The 20,302-nt window shown below is 65.9% G+C and carries 12 protein-coding genes and 1 pseudogene; 6 read left to right on the forward strand and 7 right to left on the reverse strand.

The features are described 5' to 3' along the window. Positions 1 to 19 precede the first annotated feature (19 nt). The 6 genes and pseudogenes from AC5P7A_RS00980 to AC5P7A_RS01005 all read left to right on the forward strand — a co-directional run bounded on the left by AC5P7A_RS00980 (position 20) and on the right by AC5P7A_RS01005 (position 4,986). The gene (locus AC5P7A_RS00980; protein WP_041863671.1) at positions 20 to 1,264 is read left to right on the forward strand and encodes a DUF418 domain-containing protein; all 1,245 of its coding nucleotides are present in this window, start codon (positions 20 to 22) and stop codon (positions 1,262 to 1,264) included. A 26-nt stretch (positions 1,265 to 1,290) separates the two neighbouring features. Further along, positions 1,291 to 1,452 (forward strand): annotated as a pseudogene (locus AC5P7A_RS00985) (amino acid dehydrogenase); the annotation flags it as partial. Next, positions 1,449 to 2,807 carry a glutathione-disulfide reductase gene (gorA, locus tag AC5P7A_RS00990; protein ID WP_014647922.1) on the forward strand — a complete coding sequence of 453 codons (1,359 nt, stop codon included), beginning with the start codon at positions 1,449 to 1,451 and terminating at the stop codon, positions 2,805 to 2,807. The pseudogene AC5P7A_RS00985 and the gene gorA, both read left to right, overlap by 4 nt. 158 nt (positions 2,808 to 2,965) lie before the next feature. Continuing rightward, entirely contained in the window at positions 2,966 to 3,886 is a 921-nt protein-coding gene (locus tag AC5P7A_RS00995) for a DMT family transporter (protein ID WP_014647921.1), read from the forward strand. After that, positions 3,793 to 4,221, forward strand: a complete 429-nt coding sequence (locus AC5P7A_RS01000; protein ID WP_495219815.1) for an MGMT family protein — start codon at positions 3,793 to 3,795, stop codon at positions 4,219 to 4,221. The genes AC5P7A_RS00995 and AC5P7A_RS01000 overlap by 94 nt, the downstream gene beginning before the upstream one ends. Positions 4,222 to 4,314: 93 nt before the next feature. Continuing rightward, positions 4,315 to 4,986: a rhomboid family intramembrane serine protease gene (locus tag AC5P7A_RS01005; RefSeq protein ID WP_126411223.1), complete on the forward strand. Its 672-nt coding sequence runs from the start codon at positions 4,315 to 4,317 to the stop codon at positions 4,984 to 4,986. Between the two features lie 140 nt (positions 4,987 to 5,126). On the opposite strand, the gene AC5P7A_RS01010 is transcribed toward AC5P7A_RS01005, so the two are convergent. The 7 genes from AC5P7A_RS01010 to AC5P7A_RS01040 all read right to left on the reverse strand — a co-directional run bounded on the left by AC5P7A_RS01010 (position 5,127) and on the right by AC5P7A_RS01040 (position 20,179). Beyond that, entirely contained in the window at positions 5,127 to 6,710 is a 1,584-nt protein-coding gene (locus tag AC5P7A_RS01010) for a phytoene desaturase family protein (protein ID WP_288496721.1), read from the reverse strand. 76 nt (positions 6,711 to 6,786) lie between these two features. Then, on the reverse strand, positions 6,787 to 7,281 hold the full coding sequence (locus AC5P7A_RS01015; RefSeq protein WP_445978787.1) for a VOC family protein: 495 nt from the start codon (positions 7,279 to 7,281) through the stop codon (positions 6,787 to 6,789). A 123-nt stretch (positions 7,282 to 7,404) separates the two neighbouring features. Then, the gene (locus tag AC5P7A_RS01020) at positions 7,405 to 9,411 is read right to left on the reverse strand and encodes a M13 family metallopeptidase (protein ID WP_069116157.1); all 2,007 of its coding nucleotides are present in this window, start codon (positions 9,409 to 9,411) and stop codon (positions 7,405 to 7,407) included. 215 nt (positions 9,412 to 9,626) lie between these two features. Continuing rightward, on the reverse strand, positions 9,627 to 11,729 hold the full coding sequence (locus AC5P7A_RS01025; RefSeq protein ID WP_032957470.1) for a M13 family metallopeptidase: 2,103 nt from the start codon (positions 11,727 to 11,729) through the stop codon (positions 9,627 to 9,629). Between the two features lie 172 nt (positions 11,730 to 11,901). Then, a complete protein-coding gene (locus AC5P7A_RS01030) occupies positions 11,902 to 13,929 on the reverse strand; it encodes an alpha/beta hydrolase family protein (RefSeq protein WP_495219816.1) in 2,028 nt (675 codons plus the stop codon). Positions 13,930 to 14,023: 94 nt separating this feature from the next. Further along, positions 14,024 to 17,002 carry a TonB-dependent receptor plug domain-containing protein gene (locus AC5P7A_RS01035; RefSeq protein WP_014647913.1) on the reverse strand — a complete coding sequence of 993 codons (2,979 nt, stop codon included), beginning with the start codon at positions 17,000 to 17,002 and terminating at the stop codon, positions 14,024 to 14,026. 387 nt (positions 17,003 to 17,389) lie between these two features. Next, entirely contained in the window at positions 17,390 to 20,179 is a 2,790-nt protein-coding gene (locus AC5P7A_RS01040; protein ID WP_014647912.1) for a TonB-dependent receptor plug domain-containing protein, read from the reverse strand. Positions 20,180 to 20,302 lie beyond the last annotated feature (123 nt).

Below are 20,302 nucleotides of genomic sequence, written 5' to 3' on the forward strand. Positions count from 1 at the left end.
TGCACGGGCCGGCGGCATAATGGCGGACCTGCCTGACGGACGCCCCGTGAACGCCGCTTCTCCTTCCCTGCAGCCGGTGGCTTCCGGCGAACGCATCGCCGTGCTGGACGTGCTGCGTGGTGCTGCGCTGCTGGGCATCCTGCTGATGAACATCGAGGCTTTCAGCGGCCCGCTGGACCTGGCCTTCACCGGCATTGACGTGCACTGGCGGGGCATCGATTACTGGGCCGACGCCTTCGTCTATGTGTTCGTGCAGGGCAAGTTCTTCACCCTGTTCTCGCTGCTGTTCGGTGCCGGCTTTGCGGTGATGGCACAACGCGCCGAGGTGGCCGGGCGCGACTTCACCCCGTTCTACCTGCGCCGCAGCGCCGGCCTGCTGCTGATCGGCCTGTGCCATGCACTGCTGGTCTGGTCCGGCGACATCCTGGTGATGTATGCGCTGGTCTCGTTGCCCTTGCTGGCCTGCCGCGAGGCGCCGCGCAGCTGGCTGCCGTGGATGGGCGTGATCGTCTACCTCGGCGGTGTAGCGATGATGCTGCTGGTGGGTGCGATGGTGTCGATGGCTTCGGCCGAAGAGGTGCAGGGCATGCTTGCCGAGGCGCAGCAGAGCATCGACCTGCAGCGGCAGGTGTACGGGCAGGGCAGCTGGGCGCAGGCCACTGTGCAGCGCCTGAGCGAGTTCGGCACCTCGATGGGCGCGTTGCTGATCAGCGGCCCGGAAGTGCTGGGCATGTTCCTGCTCGGCAGCTGGTTCGCCGGCAGTGGCGCGCTGGCGACGCCGGAGCGCTTCCCGCGGCTGTACGCGTCGCTGCGCTGGATCGCACTGCCGCTGGGGCTGCTGGTCACGCTGCTGGGGGTTGCCTGGAAACCCTACCTTGCACCCGGCGCCTACAACCTGCCGGTGACCGCGGCGATGGCCCTGGTCACGGTTGGCGGGCTGCCGATGTGCCTGGGCTACCTGGCGTGGATCGTGCACTGGCGCACGCGGCTGGCGTGGCTGGCGCCGGTGGGGCGCATGGCGTTGACCCACTATCTTGGCCAGTCGCTGCTGTGTACCTGGACCTTCTACCACTACGGCCTGGGCAGGTTCGAGATGATGCCGCGCAGCGTGCAGCTGCTGTTCGCGCTGCTGTTGTTTGCCGTGCAGGTGGCTGTTTCGCACGCGTGGCTGGCGCGCTTCCGCTTTGGTCCGATGGAATGGCTGTGGCGTGCAATGACCTACCGGCAGTGGCCACCGATGCGGCGCAGGACGAAGCAGGGGTGAGCGATGAGCGCGCACGCGCTGTGCCGATCGGCCGCGCGCCCGCGCATCCTCACGTCTGGCCTGCAGCGGGGCATGGCATGCTCGGCGTCAGCATGAGCGCCGGCATCGGCCAGCGGATCGCCGATCTCGTCTGCGGCCACACGCCAGCGATCGATCCTGCCCCTTACCGACCCGAGCGATTCCGATGAGCACTGCATCCTATGATTACGACCTGATCGTCCTTGGCGGCGGCTCCGCCGGCCTGGCCGGCGCGATCCGCGCCGCGCAGCACGGCAAGCGCGTGGCAATGCTGGAACCCGGCGAACTGGGCGGAACCTGTGTCAATGTCGGCTGCGTGCCGAAGAAGGCGATGTGGCTGGCGGCCGACCTGCACGAGCGCATCGGCCTGGCCAATGCGATGGGCTTCGATGTCGAGGCACGCCCGGCGCTGTCGTGGAAGGAACTGGTGATCCATCGCCAGGCCTACATCAGCAACATCCACACCAGCTACCACAAGCGCCTGGACGAAACCGGCGTGGTGCGCATTCCGGCACGTGGCCATCTGCTTGATGCGCACACCGTGGCCTGCAGTGATGGCGTGCACTACAGCGCCGAACACATCCTGATCGCCACTGGCGCGCATCCACTGCGTCCGGATATTCCCGGCGCGGAGCTGGGCCTGGTCTCCGACGATTTCTTCGACCTGCGTGCGGCGCCGGCCGAGGTGGCGATCATCGGTGGTGGTTACATCGCGGTGGAGCTGGCTGGCCTGCTGCAGGCGCTCGGCAGCCGCGTGAGCCTGCTGGTGCGCGGCAAGCGCCTGCTGGAGCGCTTCGATTACGAGCTGACCGATCAGCTGGCCGAGAACCTGAAACAGCAGGGCGTGCGGATCCATTTCGACTATCGCCTGCGCGAACTGCAGCGCGATGGCGAGCGCGTCCGGGCGTTCGGCCATGACGGCCCGATCGACAGTGTGTTCGATGCGGTGTTCTTCGCTGCCGGCCGCCGCGGCAACAGCCGTGGCCTGGGTCTGGAAGCGCTCGGCATCGACATCGGCGAGCACGAGCAGGTGCAGGTGGACGAGTGGCAGACCACCCGTGTGCCGAGCGTGCACGCGGTCGGTGACATCGCCGGCAAGGTCGGTCTGACCCCGGTGGCGGTGGCCGCTTCGCGGCGGCTGATGGACCGCCTGTTCGGGGGGCGCCCGCAGTCCAAAATGGATTACGAGAACGTGGCGAGCGTGGTGTTCTCGCATCCGCCGCTGGGCGCGGTGGGCATGAGTGAGGAAGAAGCGCGCCGGCGTTTCGACCAGGTGAGCGTCTACCACAGCCGCTTCCGCCCGATGCTGCAGGCGCTGGCCAATGGTACCCAGCGCAGCCTGTTCAAGATGGTCTGTGCCGGTCCGGAAGAACGCGTGGTAGGCATCCACCTGCTGGGCGAAGCGGCCGACGAGATCCTGCAGGGCTTTGCGGTGGCGGTGAAGATGGGCGCGACCAAGGCCCAGTTCGACGACACCGTGGCGATCCACCCGACCTCGGCCGAAGAAGTGGTGCTGATGCGCTGAGCCGGGCCGTTGTGGGGCCGAGCCCTGCTCGGCAGCCTTTCGCCCACACCTGGCGACGCCGAGCGCAGGCTCGGCTCTACAGGGCAGCGGGCGCCCCCATGCGACAATGAGCGCCCCACGCCTTACCGGGCCGCTCTGCGCGGCCCGCCGTCGTCCTGATGTCCACTCCCGCTTCCCGCATCGCCACTGCTTCCCCACGCATTGCGCTGGGCGGCATCGGCCTGGCCGCGATCGGCGCCATCGCCGCGTCGGGCAAGGCGATCATCGTCAAGCTCGGCCTGCGCCACGGCGTCGATGCCACCACGCTGCTCGCCCTGCGCATGCTGATGGCGCTGCCCCTGTTCGCGTTGATGGCAGCGTGGGCCGCGCGCCGGGCCGAGCCGTTGTCCTGGGCCGACCGTGCCCGCGTGCTGTGGCTGGGTTTCACCGGCTACTACCTGTCCAGCCTGCTCGACTTCCAGGGACTGCAGTACATCAGCGTGACCCTGGAGCGGCTGATCCTGTACTTGAACCCGACCCTGGTACTGCTGATCAACGTGCTGCTGGCGCGCCAGCGGCCGGGCCGCTGGCAGATCGGTGCGCTGGTGCTGAGCTACCTCGGCGTGCTGCTGGCCTTCGGCCACGATCTGCAGCGCGAGGGTGGGCAGATCATCGTCGGCAGCCTGCTGGTGCTGGGCAGTGCCCTCAGCTATGCGCTGTACCTGTTCGGCAGTGGGCAGGTGGTCGCGCGCATCGGTGCGGTGCGGCTGACCGCCTATGCCAGTTGCGTGGCCAGCGTGCTGGTGCTGCTGCATTTCGCGGTGACCCATCCGCTGCCGCTGCTGTGGCAGGCACCGGCGCCGGTGCAGTGGCTGTCGTTGGTCAATGCCACCGTGTGCACGGTGCTGCCGGTGCTGGCGATCATGCTGGCGGTGCAGCGCGTGGGTTCGTCGCTGGCCGCGCAGGTCGGTATGCTGGGCCCTGTTTCCACCATCGTGATGAGCCTATGGCTGCTCGACGAACCGATGGGGCCGGCTCAGATCGCCGGCACCGTGCTGGTGCTGATCGGCGTTCTGCTGGTGACCCGCCTGCGGCGCTGACGCCGGAGCAGGCGCGTGCGCGCATCCTGGCGGTGATCCGCGCAATCCCGGCGGGGCAGGTGATGGGCTACGGCCAGGTGGCGATGCGCGCGGGCCTGCCCGGGCGTGCACGCCTGACCGCACGCATCCTGGGCCAGAACGACGACCCGGACCTGCCCTGGCACCGCGTGCTGCGCTCGGACGGGCGCATTGCCATGGAAGAAGGGTCGGCCGGCTGGCGCGAGCAGTCACAACGGTTGCGCGCCGAGGGTGTGCGGGTGGAGAACGGCCGGGTGCGGATGCCGGCGACCGATCCGGCGGCGGCGCTGGACGCAGCGGTGTGGGGCCCGGGCTGAGCACCGCTGGCGACTGAACAGGCCGGACCTGCGGGTCGCCAACAAGACACGATGCTGCGGCTATGATGGAGGCCGTTCCATGCCGGTGCTCCCATGTTCCCGCGACTGCCAACCGTCACCAAGGCCCTGCTGATCGCCAACGCGATCCTGTTCCTGCTGCAGCAGCCGTTCCTGCTCGGCATGCAGACCTTCGAGCCGTTCATGCTGCAACCGTTGCAGCAGGGCTTCGACGCGTTCTCGCCGGGTGGCAACTTCCAGCCTTGGCAGCTGCTGACCTACGGTTTCCTGCATGGCAGCTTCGGCCATCTGTTCTTCAACATGCTGGCGGTCTTCATGTTCGGCGCGCCGCTGGAGCAGACCTGGGGCGAGAAGCGCTTCCTGCTGTACTACCTGGTGTGCGTGGCCGGTGCCGGTGTCTGCCAGCTGCTGGTGGGTACGCTGCTGGAAAACCCTGCCACGGTGCTGGGCGCCTCCGGCGGCGTGTTCGGCCTGCTGCTGGCCTACGGCATGCTGTTCCCGAACCAGCGGGTGATGCTGCTGTTCCCGCCGATCCCGATGAAGGCGCGCACTTTCGTGATCCTGTTCGGTGTGGGCGAGCTGGTGCTGGGCATGACCGGCTGGCAGCCGGGCGTGGCCCACTTCGCGCACCTCGGCGGCATGCTGTTCGGCTGGTTGCTGATCCGCTACTGGCGCGGGCAGCCGCCGTTCAGGCGCCGCCCGCCCGGCCCACCGAAGCGCCCGAACCATCTGCGCAGCGTCAAATGATCCGAAGGATCATTTGACGCTGCAGGTGCCGACCGTTGGTCGGCACGCCTTCTCCCACGCGGGCAGGTGCCAACCCTGGCTGGCACGCTTTGAATGGGATCATTTGACGCTGCAGGTGCCGACCGTTGGTCGGCACGCCTCTACAGATCCTGCAACACCACCTGCGCCGCGTTGTGCCCCGGTGCACCGGTGACGCCGCCGCCGGGGTGTGTGCCCGAACCGCACAGGTACAGCCCGGGCAGGGCGCCACGATAGCCGGCCTGGCCGACCATCGGCCGTGCCGAGAACAGCTGGTTGGCGCTCAGTGCGCCGTGGAAGATGTCGCCGCCGACCAGGCCGAAGGTGCGTTCCAGATCCAGCGGCGACAGCACCTGCCGACCGAGCACGCTGGCGGTGAAGCCGGGCGCATGCTGTTCGACGGTGGCGATCATCAGGTCGGCCACGGTCTCCCGGTGATCGTCCCAATGGCGGCCTTCAGGCAACACCGGCGCCACATGCTGGCAGAACAGGCTGGCCACGTGCTGCCCGGGCGGCGCCAGCGAATCGTCCAGCGTGCTCGGAATCAGCATTTCCACGATCGGTTCGCGCGCCCAACCGTCGCGGCGCGCATCCAGCCAGGCGCGGTCCATGTAATCCAGGCTGGGTGCCATGATGATGCCGGCGCTGAGGTGATCGCCGGGCCCGGGCAGGGCGCGGAACTCCGGCAGCCGCGACAGCGCCACGTTCATCCGGAACGTGCCGGAACCGCAGCGCCAGTTCGCCATGCGTTCGCGTGTCGCGTTGGGTACCTGTGCCGGTTCCAGCAATTGTTCGTACAGCAGTTTCGGATTGACATTGGCGACCACCGTGCGTGCGCGCAGGATCTCGCCGTTGGCCAGTTCGACGCCCACCGCGCGGCCCTGTTCGATTCGCACGCGCTGCACGCCGGCCTCCACGCGCAGTTCCGCTCCGGCCTCGCGTGCCGAGGCTGCAATCGCCTGGCTGATCGCGCCCATGCCGCCGATCGCATGGCCCCACGCACCCTTCACGCCATTGCACTGGCCGAATACGTGGTGCAGCAGTACGTAGGCACTGCCCGGTGTATAGGGGCTTGCGTAGTTGCCGACGATGCCATCGAAGCCGAACAGCGCCTTGATCGGTTCGCTTTCGAACCAGCGATCCAGATACTCGGCTGCCGACAGCGTGAACAGGTCCAGCAGCTCCTGCCGTAGCGAGGCATCCAGCGTGGCCAGTTCACGACCAAGACGACCCATCTGCCACAGCGCAGGCAACGCGCGCCAACCACCCGCAACGCCGGCATCCGGTGGCGCGCGCAGGGCCCACGCGCGCAGCACATCGGCGAAGATCTCCAGGCGCGCTTCGTATTCGGGTAGCCGCTGCGCATCCCGCTCGGAGAACTTCGCGACCTCTGCCTGGGTGCGGCCCGGTGCCGACAGCAGGTAACGACCATCCTCCATCGGCAGGAAGTTGTTGACCGGGCGATTGATGATGCGCAGCCCATGCGCATGCAGTTGCAGGTCGTCGATCACCTTGGGCTGCAGCAGGGACACCGTGTACGACGCCACCGAGTTGCGGAAGCCGGGATGGAATTCCTCGGTGACTGCAGCACCGCCGAGAACGCCACGACGTTCCAGCACCAGCACCTTCTTTCCAGCGCGCGCCAGATAGGCCGCGCAGACCAGGCCGTTGTGGCCGCCACCAACGACGATCGCATCCCAGGACATCAACACCTCGCAAAAAGGGGACGGAGGGGATTAAGTCGCAATCTGCATCTGCACACGGGGCATGGGGAGAAACGACTTAATCCCCTCCGTCCCCTTTTTTGATTGCCGCTTCGATGGTGGCGATGTCGATCTTCTTCATCGGCATCATCGCGTTGAAGGCGCGCTTGGCCAATGCCTTGTCCTTGCTGGTCACGGCTTCGATCAACATGCGCGGGCTGATCTGCCAGGAGATGCCCCAGCGATCCTTGCACCAGCCGCATTGGCTCTCCTGTCCGCCATTGCCGACGATCGCATCCCAGAGGCGGTCGGTCTCGGCCTGGTCGTCGGTCTGGATCTGGAACGAGAACGCTTCGCTGTGCTTGAACGCAGGTCCGCCGTTGAGGCCGACGCAGGGAATGCCGCAGACCGTGAACTCGACCGTCAGCACGTTGCCTTCCTTGCCATCCGGAAAGTCGCCGGGGGCGCGATGCACGGCGATCACCGCGCTGTCGGGCAGGATGCTGGCGTAGAAGGTGGCGGCCTCGAGCGCGCCGTTGTCGTACCAGAGGCAGATCGTGTTCTTGTGTGCCATGTCGGGGCTCCGCGATGGACGAAGCCGCAGCGATAGCACGCGCGGTGTTAACCCGGGATCGTGCTGCACCCGCAAAAAAGGGCGCCCGAAGGCGCCCCCTGTACTACGGGTAGTGCGCGTGGCTCAGCGCCAGACCTTGATCTGGTCGGCTTCGCTGCGCTGCATCGGCTGGCCGGCCTTGCAGCTGAAGGTGGCACCGAATGCCGGCAGGTTGGCCAGCGTGCCGTTGCTGCGCCACAGGCCCGGCGCGCGGATGTCGGCGGTCAGGCGGCGCACGGCCTCGTTCGGCGACAGCTGCTGTGCCCACAACGCCGACCAGGCGCGGAAGAAGCCCTGCTGCTGTGCCGGCTTGGCCTTCGGCTCCTGCGCGGTATAGGCCGCCCAGGCCAGTTCCAGACCGGCGATGTCGGCCAGGTTCTCTTCCTGGGTGAGCGTGCCGTTGACCTTGGCACCCTTCACGCCCGGGAAATCGTAGGCGCTGTACTGCGCGGCCACGCGGTTGCCAAGCAGGGTCCAGGCGGTCTTGTCGGCCGGGGTCCACCAGCTGCGCAGTTCGCCCTTGGCGTCGACCAGTGCACCCTTGGCGTCGATCGCACGGGTCAGCTCATGGCCGACCAGGCCACCGAAGCTGCCGAACTTGTCGGCGGCGTCGGCCTTGGCATTGAACACCGGGCCCTGCAGGATCGCCGCGGTAACGATCAGGCGGTTCTGTGCCAGGTCGTAGGCCAGCGACGGCTGCTGCGGCAGCACGTCCCAGCGGCGGTCGGCGTTGCCCTTGCCGATGCGCTTCATTTCCTCGCGGTGGCGCCAGGTCGACGCGATCAGCATGTTGCCGCCGAACGAACCGCGGCCCATCGGCTGCACGCTGTAGTCGAGGTCGCGCAACGGGGTGCCGATCTCGATCTTCAGCGCAGCCAGCTTGGCCTGCGCTTCGGTCTTGGCTTCGGCGCTCATCCAGCTGTTGTTCTTGACCGCCTCGATCTGCACTTCGCGCAGCTTGTCGACGATCCACGCCGCCTGGCGACGGTCTTCGGCCGACAGGTAACGGGCCGCATATTCGCGGCCGACCATCGGGCCGGCGGCCACGTTGATCGCCTCCAGCACGTCTTCCCAACGCTGCGGCGGCAGCGTTTCGCCACGCAGCACGCGGCCACGGAATTCAAACTCCGCGTCGCGGTAGGCCTTGGACAGGTACGGTGCCATCGAGTCGCCCACGCGCCAGCGCAGGTAGGCCTTCCACTGGTCCGGCTTGAGCTTGGTGACCATGCCATCGAGCTGCTTGAACAGGCCCGGGTCGGCCAGCGAGACCAGGTCGTCGTCCACGCCCTGTGCCTTCAGGAACGCGTCCAGCTGCAGGTTGCGGTAACGGCTGTTGAGCTCCTTGGTGGAGATCGGCGCGTAGTTGTTGAACGGGTTGTTGATGCCGGCCAGCGATTGCGCATTGCGCGCCAGCTCGGTCTCCAGCGCGATCACCGACTGCGATTCGGCATCGAGCCTGGCCGCCGGGGTGCCGGTCAGCGCCAGGATCTGCTTGACGTAGTTGCGGTAGCGCCCCATCAGCGCCACGGTATCGGCGTCGGTGCGGGTATAGAACGCCGGGTCCGGCAGGCCCATGCCGCCCTGCATGAAGTAACCGATGTGGCGGTCCAGTGCCTTCAGGTCGACGTCCGGGCCGAAGTTGAAGGCCACCGGGATGCCCACCTGGTGCAGCGCGGCGATCGAGGCCGGCACATCCTTGGCCTTCTTGATGGCGTTGATGCGGGTCAGCAGCGGCGCGATCGGGTTGGAGCCGTCCGCTTCCACGGCGGCTTCGTCCAGGCCGCTGGCCCAGAAGTCGCCCAGCAGCTTCTGCACGTTGCCCTGCGGCGACTTCATCGCGGCGTCGAGCAGTTCACGCTGCTGCTGGCGGCTGCGCTCGACCAGCTGGCCGAGCGCGGTGGTGGCACCGGTCTGCGGCACCGGGTTGGCCTTCAGCCAGCCTGCGTTGGTGGCATCGTAGAAGTCGCTGCACTGGGCGCTGACGGCCGGGGCGCGCGCGGCCTTCTTCTTGGCGGCGAACGCATCGTGGGTCGGGACCAGGGTCGCCAGGCTGATGCCCAGGGCGATGGCAAGCGGACGGAAATTGGGCATGTGGAACGAATCCGTGATGGATTGAGGGCGCGCGCACTATAGCAAGCCGTGCATGGGCGCGGCATGCACGCGTCACGGTGGCGCCGCCGGGCCGTGCGCCGACCAGGGTCGGCATCTACCAACGGCCTGGGCCATGCGTGGATGACGGGCGCTGTGAAAAACAAAGGCCCGGGATTCCCGGGCCTTTGCAGGTCTGCCGCAGCGTCAGCCGTGGCTTACCAGATCACCACCTGCTGCTCGCCGGTGCGGGCCATCGGCGAACCGGCCTTGCACTGGAACGCGGCAGCGAAGGTCGGCAGGTTCGACGGCGCACCCATGGCGCGGAACTGCGCCGGGGCGTGCGGGTCGGTGGCCAGGCGGACCTTGGCGTTTTCCGGGGTGTACTTGGTGCGCCACACGGTGGCCCAGTTGAAGAAGAAGCGCTGGTCGCGGGTGAAGCCGTCGACCTTCGCATCTTCCTTGCCGGCGGTGGCCTTCTGCAGGGCGTCGTAGGCGGTGGCCAGGCCGCCCAGGTCGGCGATGTTCTCGCCCAGGGTCAGGTGGCCGTTCACTGCCTGGCCGTCGACCTTGTACTGGTCGAACTGCTTGACCAGCTTGCCGGTGAGGCCTTCGAAGTTCTTCTTGTCGGCCGGGGTCCACCAGTCTTCCATGTTGCCGGTCGGCCCGAAGCGTGCGCCCTGGTCGTCGTAACCGTGGGTCATCTCATGGCCGATCACCGCACCGATGCCGCCGTAGTTCAGCGCGTCGTCGGCCTTCGGATCGAAGAACGGCGGCTGCAGGATGGCGGCCGGGAACACGATCTCGTTCTGCAGCGGGTTGTAGTAGGCGTTGACGGTCTGCGGGGTCATGCCCCACTCGGTCTTGTCCACCGGCTTGCCGATCTTGGACAGGTTGAACTTGTAGTTGAACTCGTTGGCCGCGCGCACGTTGCCCAGGTAGCTGTCGCGCTGGGTCTGCAGGCCCGACCAGTCGCGCCACTTGTCCGGGTAACCGATCTTCGGGGTGAAGGTTTCCCACTTGGCGATGGCCTTGGCCTTGGTTTCCTCGCTCATCCAGCTCAGGCCCTGGATGCGGTCCTTCAGCGAGGCGGCCAGGTTCTTCACCAGTTCTTCCATCTTCGCCTTGGCTTCCGGCGAGAAGGCAACCTTCACGTACAGCTGGCCGAAGGCTTCACCGGCATCGTTTTCGATGGTGCCCAGCACACGCTTCCAGCGCGGCTTCTGCTCCTTCTGGCCGTTGAGGGTCTTGCCGTAGAACTCGTAGTTCTCCTGCACGAAGGCATCGGCCAGGTACGGCGAGGCGCTGTCCACGGTGTGGAAGCGCAGGTAGGCGCGCCACACCGACGGATCGGTGTCGGCCAGCGACTTGCTCACTTCCTCATGGAAGGCCGGCATGGCCAGCGAGAACTTCTCCGGCGCGGCCACGCCCTGCGACTTGAAGAACTCGGTCCAGCTGAAGTTCGGGGTCAGCTTGTCGGCGTCGGCCAGGGTGACCGGGTTGTAGTACAGCTCGACGTTGCGCGACAGCTCCACGCGCGACTTGGAGGCCTTGGCCAGGCGGGTTTCGAACTTGACCACGTCCTCGGCCTGCTTGGCTGCATCGGCCGCGGCCACGCCGGACAGCTCCAGCACCTTGGCGACATGCGCCTGATAGGCCTTCAGCTTGTCGGCGTTCTTGGCATCGGTGTAGTAGGTGGTATCCGGCAGGCCCAGGCCGCCCTGGCTGGCATAGGCCATGTTCACCCCGGAGTTCTTGAAGTCGGCTTCAGCGCCGAAGCCGAACAGGAGGTTGTCACCCTTGGCGGCGCTGGTGCGCAGGTAGTTGGCGATGGCCGCCTTGTCCTGCAGGCCGTCGATCGCAGCCAGGTCGGCCTTCAGCGGCTCGATGCCCTGGGCGTTGATCTTGGCTTCGTCCATGCCGGTGGCCCACAGGTCGCCGACGATCTTCTCGATGTGGTTCGGATTCTTGACCTGCGCAACCTGTTCGGCCAGCTGGTGCTGCACGGCCACCGAACGTTCGTCGAGGATGGTGAACGCGCCCCAGCTGGTGCGGTCGCCCGGGATTTCATTGGCGGCCAGCCACTTGCTGTTGACGTAGTCGCCGAAGGCGGTGCACGCGTCCTTGGTGGTGTCCAGGTCGCTCGGCTGGAAGGCGTTGTAGGCCGGCAGCTTGCTGTCGTCCAGCTTGTAGGTGGTGGCTTCGGCGGTGGCCGGGGCGGGGGTCGCGGCATCCTTGGCCGGGGTTTCGTTCTTGCCGCAGCCGGCCAGCACGGCCGACACGGCCAGGCTGAGCAGGACGATCTTGGGAGTGCGCGTCATCACTATTCTTGGCCTCCAGGCCGAGTGAGTCAGGGAGAAGCCGCAGGTACGGCCGTGGGCCGAACGATACGCCGCCGGCCTGGCCTGCAAGGGTGTCGAAGGTCATGTCCGGGCGCAAGGGCCAGAACGTGCAAGGGCGCCCCGTGGGCGCCCTTGCAGGAAGCGGTGCGGCTTACAGGCCGCCGCCGCCGCAGCCCTTGCCCAGGTAGTCGTCGATCAGCCTGAGCTGGTCACCCATGATCGCGCGGGTCCAGGCGGGACCATGCGCGTAGTCGGCGATGGCGTGGAACTCGACCGGCTGCCCCGAACCCCTGGCCTTGTTCACGAACCACTCCGACTGCTCGATCGGCACCGTGCGGTCGCGGTCACCGTGGTAGACCATCAATGGAATCTTCATTTCACCGGCCTTGTCGACCGGGTTGAGGCCGGCCACGGTCGGCGCCTGGGCCTGGCGGAAGAACGGGTTGGTATAGAAGCGCGACCAGATCTTCTTGATGTCCGAAACGCCGGCACCGGCGATGGCGCACTTGTACAGGCCATTGGGACGCACCGAAGCCGCGAACGCCGAGTAGCCGCCATAGGAGAAGCCGAACATGGCGATGTGGCCGGGCTGGGCGATCTTCTGGTCGATCATCCACTGCGCGCCATCGTCCTTGTCGTCCTGCATCTTCTGGCCCCATTCGGCATCACCGGCCATCCACAGCTTGCGGCCCCAGTCGGCCGAGCCGCGGAACTGCGGGCGCAGGACCGCCATGCAGCGTGATGCCATCAGCGGTACCCACATCGAGCCGTCGAAGTCCATGCCATCGCGTGCCCACGGGCCGCCGTGCGGATGCACCACGGCTTTCCACGGGCCGGCACCGCACAGCTCGGCGCTGGGCGTGGTCAGGAATGCCGGAATGTCCAGCCCGTCGCGTGCCTTGTAGTAGACCAGCCGGGTGGTGCCCAGCGCGGCTGGCTGGATCTGCGGATAGGTCTTGGCCAGCAGGGTCAGCTTGCCGTCGTGCAGCAGGTGATACTCGGGCGGGTTGGAAGGGCCGGAGGTAGCCACCAGCACATTGGAAAGATCGGCGGTGTAGTCGACGATGCGGTAGCTCAGGCCTGTATCGTAGTTGGCGGTGTAGCGCTGGCCGTTCGCGGTATCGACCATCGCCAGCGGCTCCTGGCGGATGCCAAGCGCCTGGCGCAGCCCCTGGTCCAGGGCCTTCATGCGCGGAGAGGTCCACTGGATGTCGTCGCCGCGCGGACCGGCGTAGCCGATTCCCATGATCTCGCCGAAGGGTACCGCACCGCTCCGGTGGCGGTTGATCAGCATCGAGCCGGCGTTGAACAGTTTGTGCTCGAACAGCACTTCCTTCTGCTTGCGGGCCGTGATGTCGTACTCGTAGACGATTGATTTGTCGCGGCCGACATTGCTGAGTACGAACGCGATGTTCGGATCATCGGCAAAGCCGATCACCTGGTTGACGTCGCGGTTCTTCACGTAGGAGCGGAAATGCTCCTCCCAGGCACCGTTGGCAGGCGAGCGGAACTCGGTGGCGACGTAGGCGCCGGTACCGTCGACGTCCTGCCGCAGGCGTGCCCGCAGTTCACTGTCCAGGTCGGTGATATAGCCCGCCACGCGCTCTTCGGTCTTCTGGATGCGCTGGGAGGTGAAGTTGCGCAGGTCGACCTTGTAGACGTCACCGGAACTGCTGCCCGAACCGTTGACCACCAGGATGTGGTCGGGATCGTTGGGCAGGGTGTCGAGCACCGTGGCGTTGGCCAGTGCCTGCTCGAGCTCTTCATTGCGACTGGAGGCGCGCGGCGGCGTGATCGGCTCCTTCCACTGCTTGCCTTCGATGTCGGTGATGAAGAACTTGCTGACGAAGGTCTTGGTCACCCGGTCGGCGCGCAGGTCGTAGGGTTGCCACAGCACGACGGCCAGCTGTCCGTTCTTGATGAACGACACGCTCTGGAACTTCATGCGGTTGGCGCCGATCACCGTGGGTGGCTTGTCCAGTGCATCGGTCCGCCAAACCACGATCACGCGCTCCTCGCCATCGGCGCGAAGGCCGGCGATGTGTTTTCCGTCTGGTGACAACGACAGGCTGGAGATGGCCGGGAAGGCGGCCATCTGTTCGATGGTGGGCGCCACAGGCTTGGCGTGCAGCAACGGTGAAAGGCTGGCCAGGGCCGCCAGCAGCAGGGCTCGCTTCATTGCAACCTCGGAATGCGTTGGCACCGGCCTGCGGAGAATCCGGTGCCTGAAATGGAACCGCCGCCCCGAAGGGCGGCGGTTGCAGGGAGCAGGATCAGAACGAACGCGTGATGTTCAGGAAGTAGCTGCGACCGAAGTAGTCGAAGCCGCTGTACAGCAGCGCGTTGCCGACGGTGCTGTAGACACCCTGCGAGATGGTCGGCGGCTTGCGGTCGGCGAAGTTGCGCACGCCACCGGTGACCGACCACTTGTCCGCTTCATACTTCACCGAGATGGCCTGCAGGAAGTAGTTCGGGGTGTACAGCTTGTACGCCGAGGTGGCCGGATCGAAGTCACCCGGGTTGCGCTCCTCGTAGTACGCGTAGCTGTCCATCTTGTCGATCCAGTCCAGGCCGTAACGCACCTGCCAGTTCTTCCACTTGTAGCTCAGGTCCAGCGAGGCGGTGTTTTCCGGACGCGACAGCATGCCGTTGTAGTCCACCAGCGGATCGTCGGAGAAGACCTTGCTGGCCTGTTCCAGGTAGTGGGTGAACTGCAGCGTGGTGCGCAGGGTGCCCGGGCCGATTTCGCGGACATAGCGGGTGGTGAAGTCCAGGCCACGGACCTTGTCGGTGGACAGGTTGATGAAGCCGTTGGTCACCACCAGTTGGTTGTTGACCGGGTTGCGGGCCACCAGGCGGCACAGACCCGAACCGGAGGAGAAGTCGGCACTGCCGCTGTCGTAGCAGCGCGACAGGATGTTCGCGCCGCCCGCGCTGTCGACGCCGTTCTTCACTTCGATGTCGAAGTAGTCGGCGGCGAAGGACAGGTCACCGAAGCCGCTGCCGAATTCCGGCTGGATCACCACGCCCAGGGTCTTGGCCTTGGAGGTTTCGGCTTCCAGGCCGGCCTCGGCACCACCCTGGGTGACCACGGTCACGCCCTGGGTGGCCAGGTAGTCCGGTGCCAGGCCCAGCGATGCGCAGTTCTGGTAACGCGGCGAGCTCGGGTTGCGATCACCATACTCGTTGCAGGGGTCGGCACTGCTGCTCAGGAAGCCGGTGGTGCCGCCCAGGAACTGTTCGAACAGCGCCGGTGCGCGGTAGGAGGTGCCGTACGACGCACGGAACGACAGCCACTTCACCGGGGTCCACAGCGCGCCGATCTTGTAGGTCTCATCCGAGCCGTAGGACTTGTAGTCGGTGTAGCGGCCGGACAGGTTGACCGTCAGTTCCTCGGCAGCGGTGACGCCGGACAGCAGCGGCAGTTCCAGTTCGCCGTAGGCTTCGAACACCGAGTCCGAACCGCGGGTCGGAGTGGCGTTGGTCAGGTTGTACAGGTCGGCATTGATCGAGTACGGCGACGGGGTGTCGTCGATGCGTGCCTTGCGGTACTCGACGCCGAATGCACCACCGGCCGAACCGTACGGCATGTCGAACAGCGGGCCGTTGACGTTGAAGTTGACCGTCGTTTCCTTGTACAGCGTGTTGCCGGTGACCGGCACGAACACCCAGTCCTTCCAGTCCTGCGGCAGCTTGCCACCGATGGTGTTGGTGTTCAGCGCCGGCGCGGCGATGCAGCCGTTGGAGCCGTCCCGGCAGACATAGCCACCGGCACCGTTGGAGACCACGTCCAGGCTCTGGCGCAGGCGGCTGGTCAGGAAGCTCTCGAAGGTGTAGTCGGCGTCGCTGCGCGAGTGCATGACGTTGAAGTCATAGTTCCACTCCGAGCTCAGGTGGCCACGCAGGCCGGCATTGAAGCGCAGGAAGTCGACGTTCTGCTTGTTGGTGTCGTTGCCGAAACCGATGAACGCACGCACGCCCAGGTTCTTGCCGCTGGTCTGGTCGGTCGGAGCACCGGCAACGCTGTCACGCAGGTTGGCCGGGATCAGCGGGCTGCCCACGGCATAGTCCAGGGTCAGCTGGCGATAGCCGGTCTGGGTCGACTTGCGCTTGTTGCCCAGGAACTCGTAGTACAGCTCGGCATCGCCCAGTGCGTTGAGGTCGAAGCCACCCTGCAGGTACAGGGTGTGGGTCTTGGTCGGCGAGATCAGCGACTGGTTGCGCATGGCCGGATCGAAGGTGTCGCGGGTGTTCAGGTCCACGCCTTCGTAGCCCACCAGGCCGGTGGTGATGGCCGCATTCGGGCGCCAGCGGTTGAAGCGGGTGCCGGCGCCGCCCGGGGCCGCAACACCGGTACGGGTGTTGGTGCCGATGGTGTTCAGCGTGGTGCCGCCGGCATCGAGCGACCAGCACTTCGGCTTGCCGGTCAGCGGGTCGATGAAGTCGCCGCTGCCCCAATAGTCGCCCGCGTCGATGTCGCGGTACATGTCGGTCGGGCAGCCACCGGCCCAGCTGCGGTCGGCCAGGGTCAGCTCGTTGCGGGTGTAGTACTCATAGGAGCCGGAGAAGTGCGAGCGCTCGCCGGTGGCACCGAACATGATGGAGTAACGGCGCTCTTCACCGCCGCCGCCATCGGTGGCGTTGTGCTGTGCTTCGAAGCTGACGCCATCGACCTTCTTCTTGGTGATGATGTTGATTACGCCGGCAACGGCGTCGGAGCCGTAGATCGAGGACGCACCGTCCTTCAGGATTTCGACGCGGTCGACGATCGAGTTCGGCAGCACGTTCAGGTCGGTCGAGCCCACCGAGCCGCGGGTACCGGCCGGCGACACGCGGCGGCCATTGAGCAGGATCAGGGTGCGGGTCGGGCCGAGGCCGCGCAGGCCCAGGGTGTTGGCGCCCGGGCCACCGTCGGTGACGTAGCCGCCATAGGCGTTGTTGATCTGCGCCGCACCGGCGGTGACCGCGGTGCTCTGCAGGGCCGCCGTGGTCGAGTTGAAGCCGGCCAGGGTGGTTTCTTCACGGGTGACGACCTGCACCGGCGAGACCGAGTTGAACACGTCGCGGCTGATGCGCGAGCCGGTGACGGTCACCGTATCCAGATTGGTGGCCTTGGACTTGGATGCCTCTTCGGTGGTCTGCGTCGAGCCCGAGGCGTCCTGTGCGATCGCCGGGGCAGCCGCAGCGAGCAGCACGGCGGAGGCGAGGGCGAAGCTCAGCGGGTGCTTGCTGAGCGACTTGCGATTGATCATCTGAAATCCCCTTGAATCGAATGATTGCGTCGTACACCGGGACAGGTCCTTGTCGGCGTCTCCGTGTGCCCCTTGCCCGGGGTCGGCAGCGTGCTGCCACCCGGCGCTGGTACCGGCTTCACGTGCCGATGACCCGAGATTAACACGACATTAACCGAGCCTGTCAAACGTTCACGAGGGAGTCATGAAGCTGTGGGTGATGGGCGCGCCTTGCAGTGACAGGAGCGCCCATTTCTCCTTCATCTCATTGATATGTATTGATTTGTTTCGGTTCATGTCAAACGTGTCTGAGCCGTGAACGGGATGTGGCCGTGCTGTGCGACGGACAAAAAAAGGCCCCGCCGAAGCGGGGCCTGGTCCAGACACGCAGTCCGGAATACGACGGGATCAGAAGTCGTACTTGACCTGGGCCGAGATCTGACGGCCGTAGACGCTGTAGAAGCCGTCGTTGAACGGGGTCGATTCGTTGCCCGGGTAGTTGTAGCGCTGGCCTTCCGGCAGCTTGTTGAACACGTTGTTGACCATCAGCGACAGGGTCAGATCGTCCTGCGCCTGGTAGTTCAGGCTCATGTTGTAGGTGGTGTACGAGCCCCACTTGCCGGCCTTGGCGCCGGAGGAGTGGACGTAGTCATAGCTGCGGCCGGTGTAGGCCAGGTAGTTCGGGGTGCTGCCGACGTAGTTGGCGTACAGGGTGGTGGTGAACTTGGAGATGGCCCAGCCCACCGACACATCGCCGCGCACCTTGGCGAAGTTGTCGTAGTACCACATGTTGTACGGATCGCTCAGCAGATCCAGCTTCTGTGCGCCCGGCAGCGGCACCACTTCACGCTTCAGCATGTTGGTGTAGTTGCCCGAGAACATCAGCGAACCGAAGCGGCCCAGGTCCTGCTGGTACTTGGCGCCGACGGTCACCGCTTCCAGGTTCTGGCTGGCCACGTTGAGCTTCGGGGTGTACACGCGGGCCAGGTTGCCACCGGCGTCGCGGGACACCCAGTCGGTCACGTTCTGGCAGCTGGCCGAGGTGTTGTTCGGCAGGCCGTTGCGGCACTGGTACTCGGCCAGCAGCAGCTGGTCGGTGCTCAGGGTCTTGACCTCGTTCTTGATCTTCCAGTTGTAGTAGTCGACCGACAGCGAGAAGTTGCTCACCGGGGCCCACACCACGCCCGCGCTCCACACGTCGGCGGTGATCGGCTTCAGGTCCGGGTTGCCGGACTTTTCGCTGTACACCGAGGTGGTCTTGTAGAACGAGCAGGCTTCGTCACGCAGCGCGTAGCCCATCTGGCTGCAGCGGTAGTAGTCGTTCTGGCCGGAGGCGAACGAGCCGCTCATGCCCTGGAAGGCATCGGACAGGGTCGGCGCACGGAATGCGGTGCCGTACTTGCCGCGCAGCAGCAGGCTCTCAACCGGGCGGTATTCCAGGCCGATGCTGTAGGTGGCCTTGTCAACGGTCTTGTCGGCGATCTTGAAGGCGTCGTAGCGGCCCGAGGCGCTGATGGTCAGCGACTCGAACACCGGCATGCGCAGTTCGCTGGTCACCGCGTAGTTGCTGCGGTGGCCGGCACCGGCCACGGCGGTGGCGCCCCAGGCGTTACCATCGACGAAGGCCTGGTCGGGCGAGTAATCCCAACCTTCGCTGCCACCTTCCAGCACCACGGCCAGGCCGGCGTCGCCGCCCGGCAGGGAGAACAGCGACCCGTTGGTCACCTGCACGCGACCCAGGTTCTGCCAGGTCTTGCTGCGGTGGGTGCCATAGCCGGTGAAGCTGGCGAACTGGTCCGGGGTGATCGGCGAGTAGAACGCGGCGTAGTCCGGGTTGTAGATGCCGAAGCCATCAGCGGTGGTACCCAGGCGCGGGCCCAGCACGGTGTCGCCGAAGAAGCCTTCGATCTTGTCCTTCCAGCGCGCGAAGCGGTTCTGGTCCAGGCGGTATTCGCCGCGGGTGAAGCTGGCGCTGTAGTCCCAGTCGCCGACCATGCCCTTGCCACCCAGGGTGACCTGGTAGGAACGGCTCTCATCGGAGTTCAGGATGTTGTTGTAGTGGCCCGGGCCGATTTCTTCCGGTGCGAAGGCGCGCTGCAGGTTCACGACCTTGCCCAGGCCCTGGTCGTAGAAGCCGCCCATCACCGACTTGGTGCCCCACCACAGGGCGCTGGAGCCGGAGGTGAACTCGGTCTTTTCCTTGCTGTACAGCACATCGGCGAACAGCTGGAAGTTGTCGTTCACGTCGAAGGTCATCGACGAGTAGAACTGGCCGCTGTTCTTGCCGTTCTTCAGGGTCTTGTAGCCGGCGCTGTACACCGAGCCGCACGATTCGCCCGATGCACGCTTGCCGACGGTGGTGGTGCCGTCGTACAGGCCTGCGACGTTGGCGCAGCGGGTCGGGTCCATCATGTACAGCTTGTTGTCGGCGTTGCCGATGACGGCAAAGTCGTTCGACGGCAGCTGTGCGGTATAGCCGACCGGGTTGTTCTGCTTGGTGATGTCACGCTGGTAGCCCCAGATCGGGCTGCCGTTTTCGATCTGCACGTTGACCAGCGCGTGGAAGCGGTCGTCGAATGCGTTGAAGCCCTTGGCGGCGCTGAAGCGGATGTTGCTGCCACCACCTTCGGTGTAGGTGCCGCCACGGATCGACATCGTGCCGCCGTCCATGCGTTCCTTCAGGATGATGTTGACCACGCCGGCGATCGCGTCCGAGCCGTACAGCGACGACTGGCCGCCCGGCAGGACCTCGATGCGCTCGACGATGTCGATCGGAATGCCGCTGATGTTGTTGAACGACTCGCTGCCGTTGTACAGCGCCGGATACGAGAGCATCGGGCGGCCGTTGATCAGGTACTTGGTGTAGCCCGGGTTCAGGCCGAACATGCCGGCGGCTTCGGCGCCCTGGGTGAACGCACCCGAGGTCTGTCCACCCTGCAGGCCGCCGGTGGTCAGCGACGACTGCTGCAGAACTTCAGCAACGCTGCTGAAGCCGCGGGTCTGGATGTCTTCGGCGGTGATGGACATCACCGGGGTCTGGGTTTCGACCTGGGTCTGCGGGATCAGCGAACCGGTGACGGTGATCTTGTCCAGGTTGGTCGCCTTGTCCTGGGCCATTGCCGGGGCGGCGGCCATCAGAGCGGACATCAGGGCGACGGCGAGCGTGTTGCGACGTGCGGTATTGCTGACGTGTTTCATGTAATTCCATTGGAGAGCAAAAACAAAAACGGCACTGCGCATGCGCCATCGCGCGGGCTGGAATATCCGGCTCCGCAGCTCAAAACAGTGCTCATCGAACGTAACATGAACTTAACAATCTGT

It is taken from the genome of Stenotrophomonas sp. YJH_SMC_65 (genome assembly GCF_059369475.1).

Coding starts and splice junctions, on each gene's coding strand:
- AC5P7A_RS01040 (WP_014647912.1), bottom strand. CDS start 20,179: ATGAAACACGTCAGCAATACCGCACGTCGCAACACGCTCGCCGTCGCC.
- AC5P7A_RS01015 (WP_445978787.1), bottom strand. CDS start 7,281: ATGGCACACAAGAACACGATCTGCCTCTGGTACGACAACGGCGCGCTC.
- AC5P7A_RS01000 (WP_495219815.1), top strand. CDS start 3,793: ATGGCTGCTCGACGAACCGATGGGGCCGGCTCAGATCGCCGGCACCGT.
- AC5P7A_RS00980 (WP_041863671.1), top strand. CDS start 20: ATGGCGGACCTGCCTGACGGACGCCCCGTGAACGCCGCTTCTCCTTCC.
- AC5P7A_RS01020 (WP_069116157.1), bottom strand. CDS start 9,411: ATGCCCAATTTCCGTCCGCTTGCCATCGCCCTGGGCATCAGCCTGGCG.
- AC5P7A_RS01010 (WP_288496721.1), bottom strand. CDS start 6,710: ATGTCCTGGGATGCGATCGTCGTTGGTGGCGGCCACAACGGCCTGGTC.
- AC5P7A_RS01025 (WP_032957470.1), bottom strand. CDS start 11,729: ATGACGCGCACTCCCAAGATCGTCCTGCTCAGCCTGGCCGTGTCGGCC.
- AC5P7A_RS01035 (WP_014647913.1), bottom strand. CDS start 17,002: ATGATCAATCGCAAGTCGCTCAGCAAGCACCCGCTGAGCTTCGCCCTC.
- AC5P7A_RS01005 (WP_126411223.1), top strand. CDS start 4,315: ATGTTCCCGCGACTGCCAACCGTCACCAAGGCCCTGCTGATCGCCAAC.
- AC5P7A_RS01030 (WP_495219816.1), bottom strand. CDS start 13,929: ATGAAGCGAGCCCTGCTGCTGGCGGCCCTGGCCAGCCTTTCACCGTTG.
- AC5P7A_RS00995 (WP_014647921.1), top strand. CDS start 2,966: ATGTCCACTCCCGCTTCCCGCATCGCCACTGCTTCCCCACGCATTGCG.
- gorA (WP_014647922.1), top strand. CDS start 1,449: ATGAGCACTGCATCCTATGATTACGACCTGATCGTCCTTGGCGGCGGC.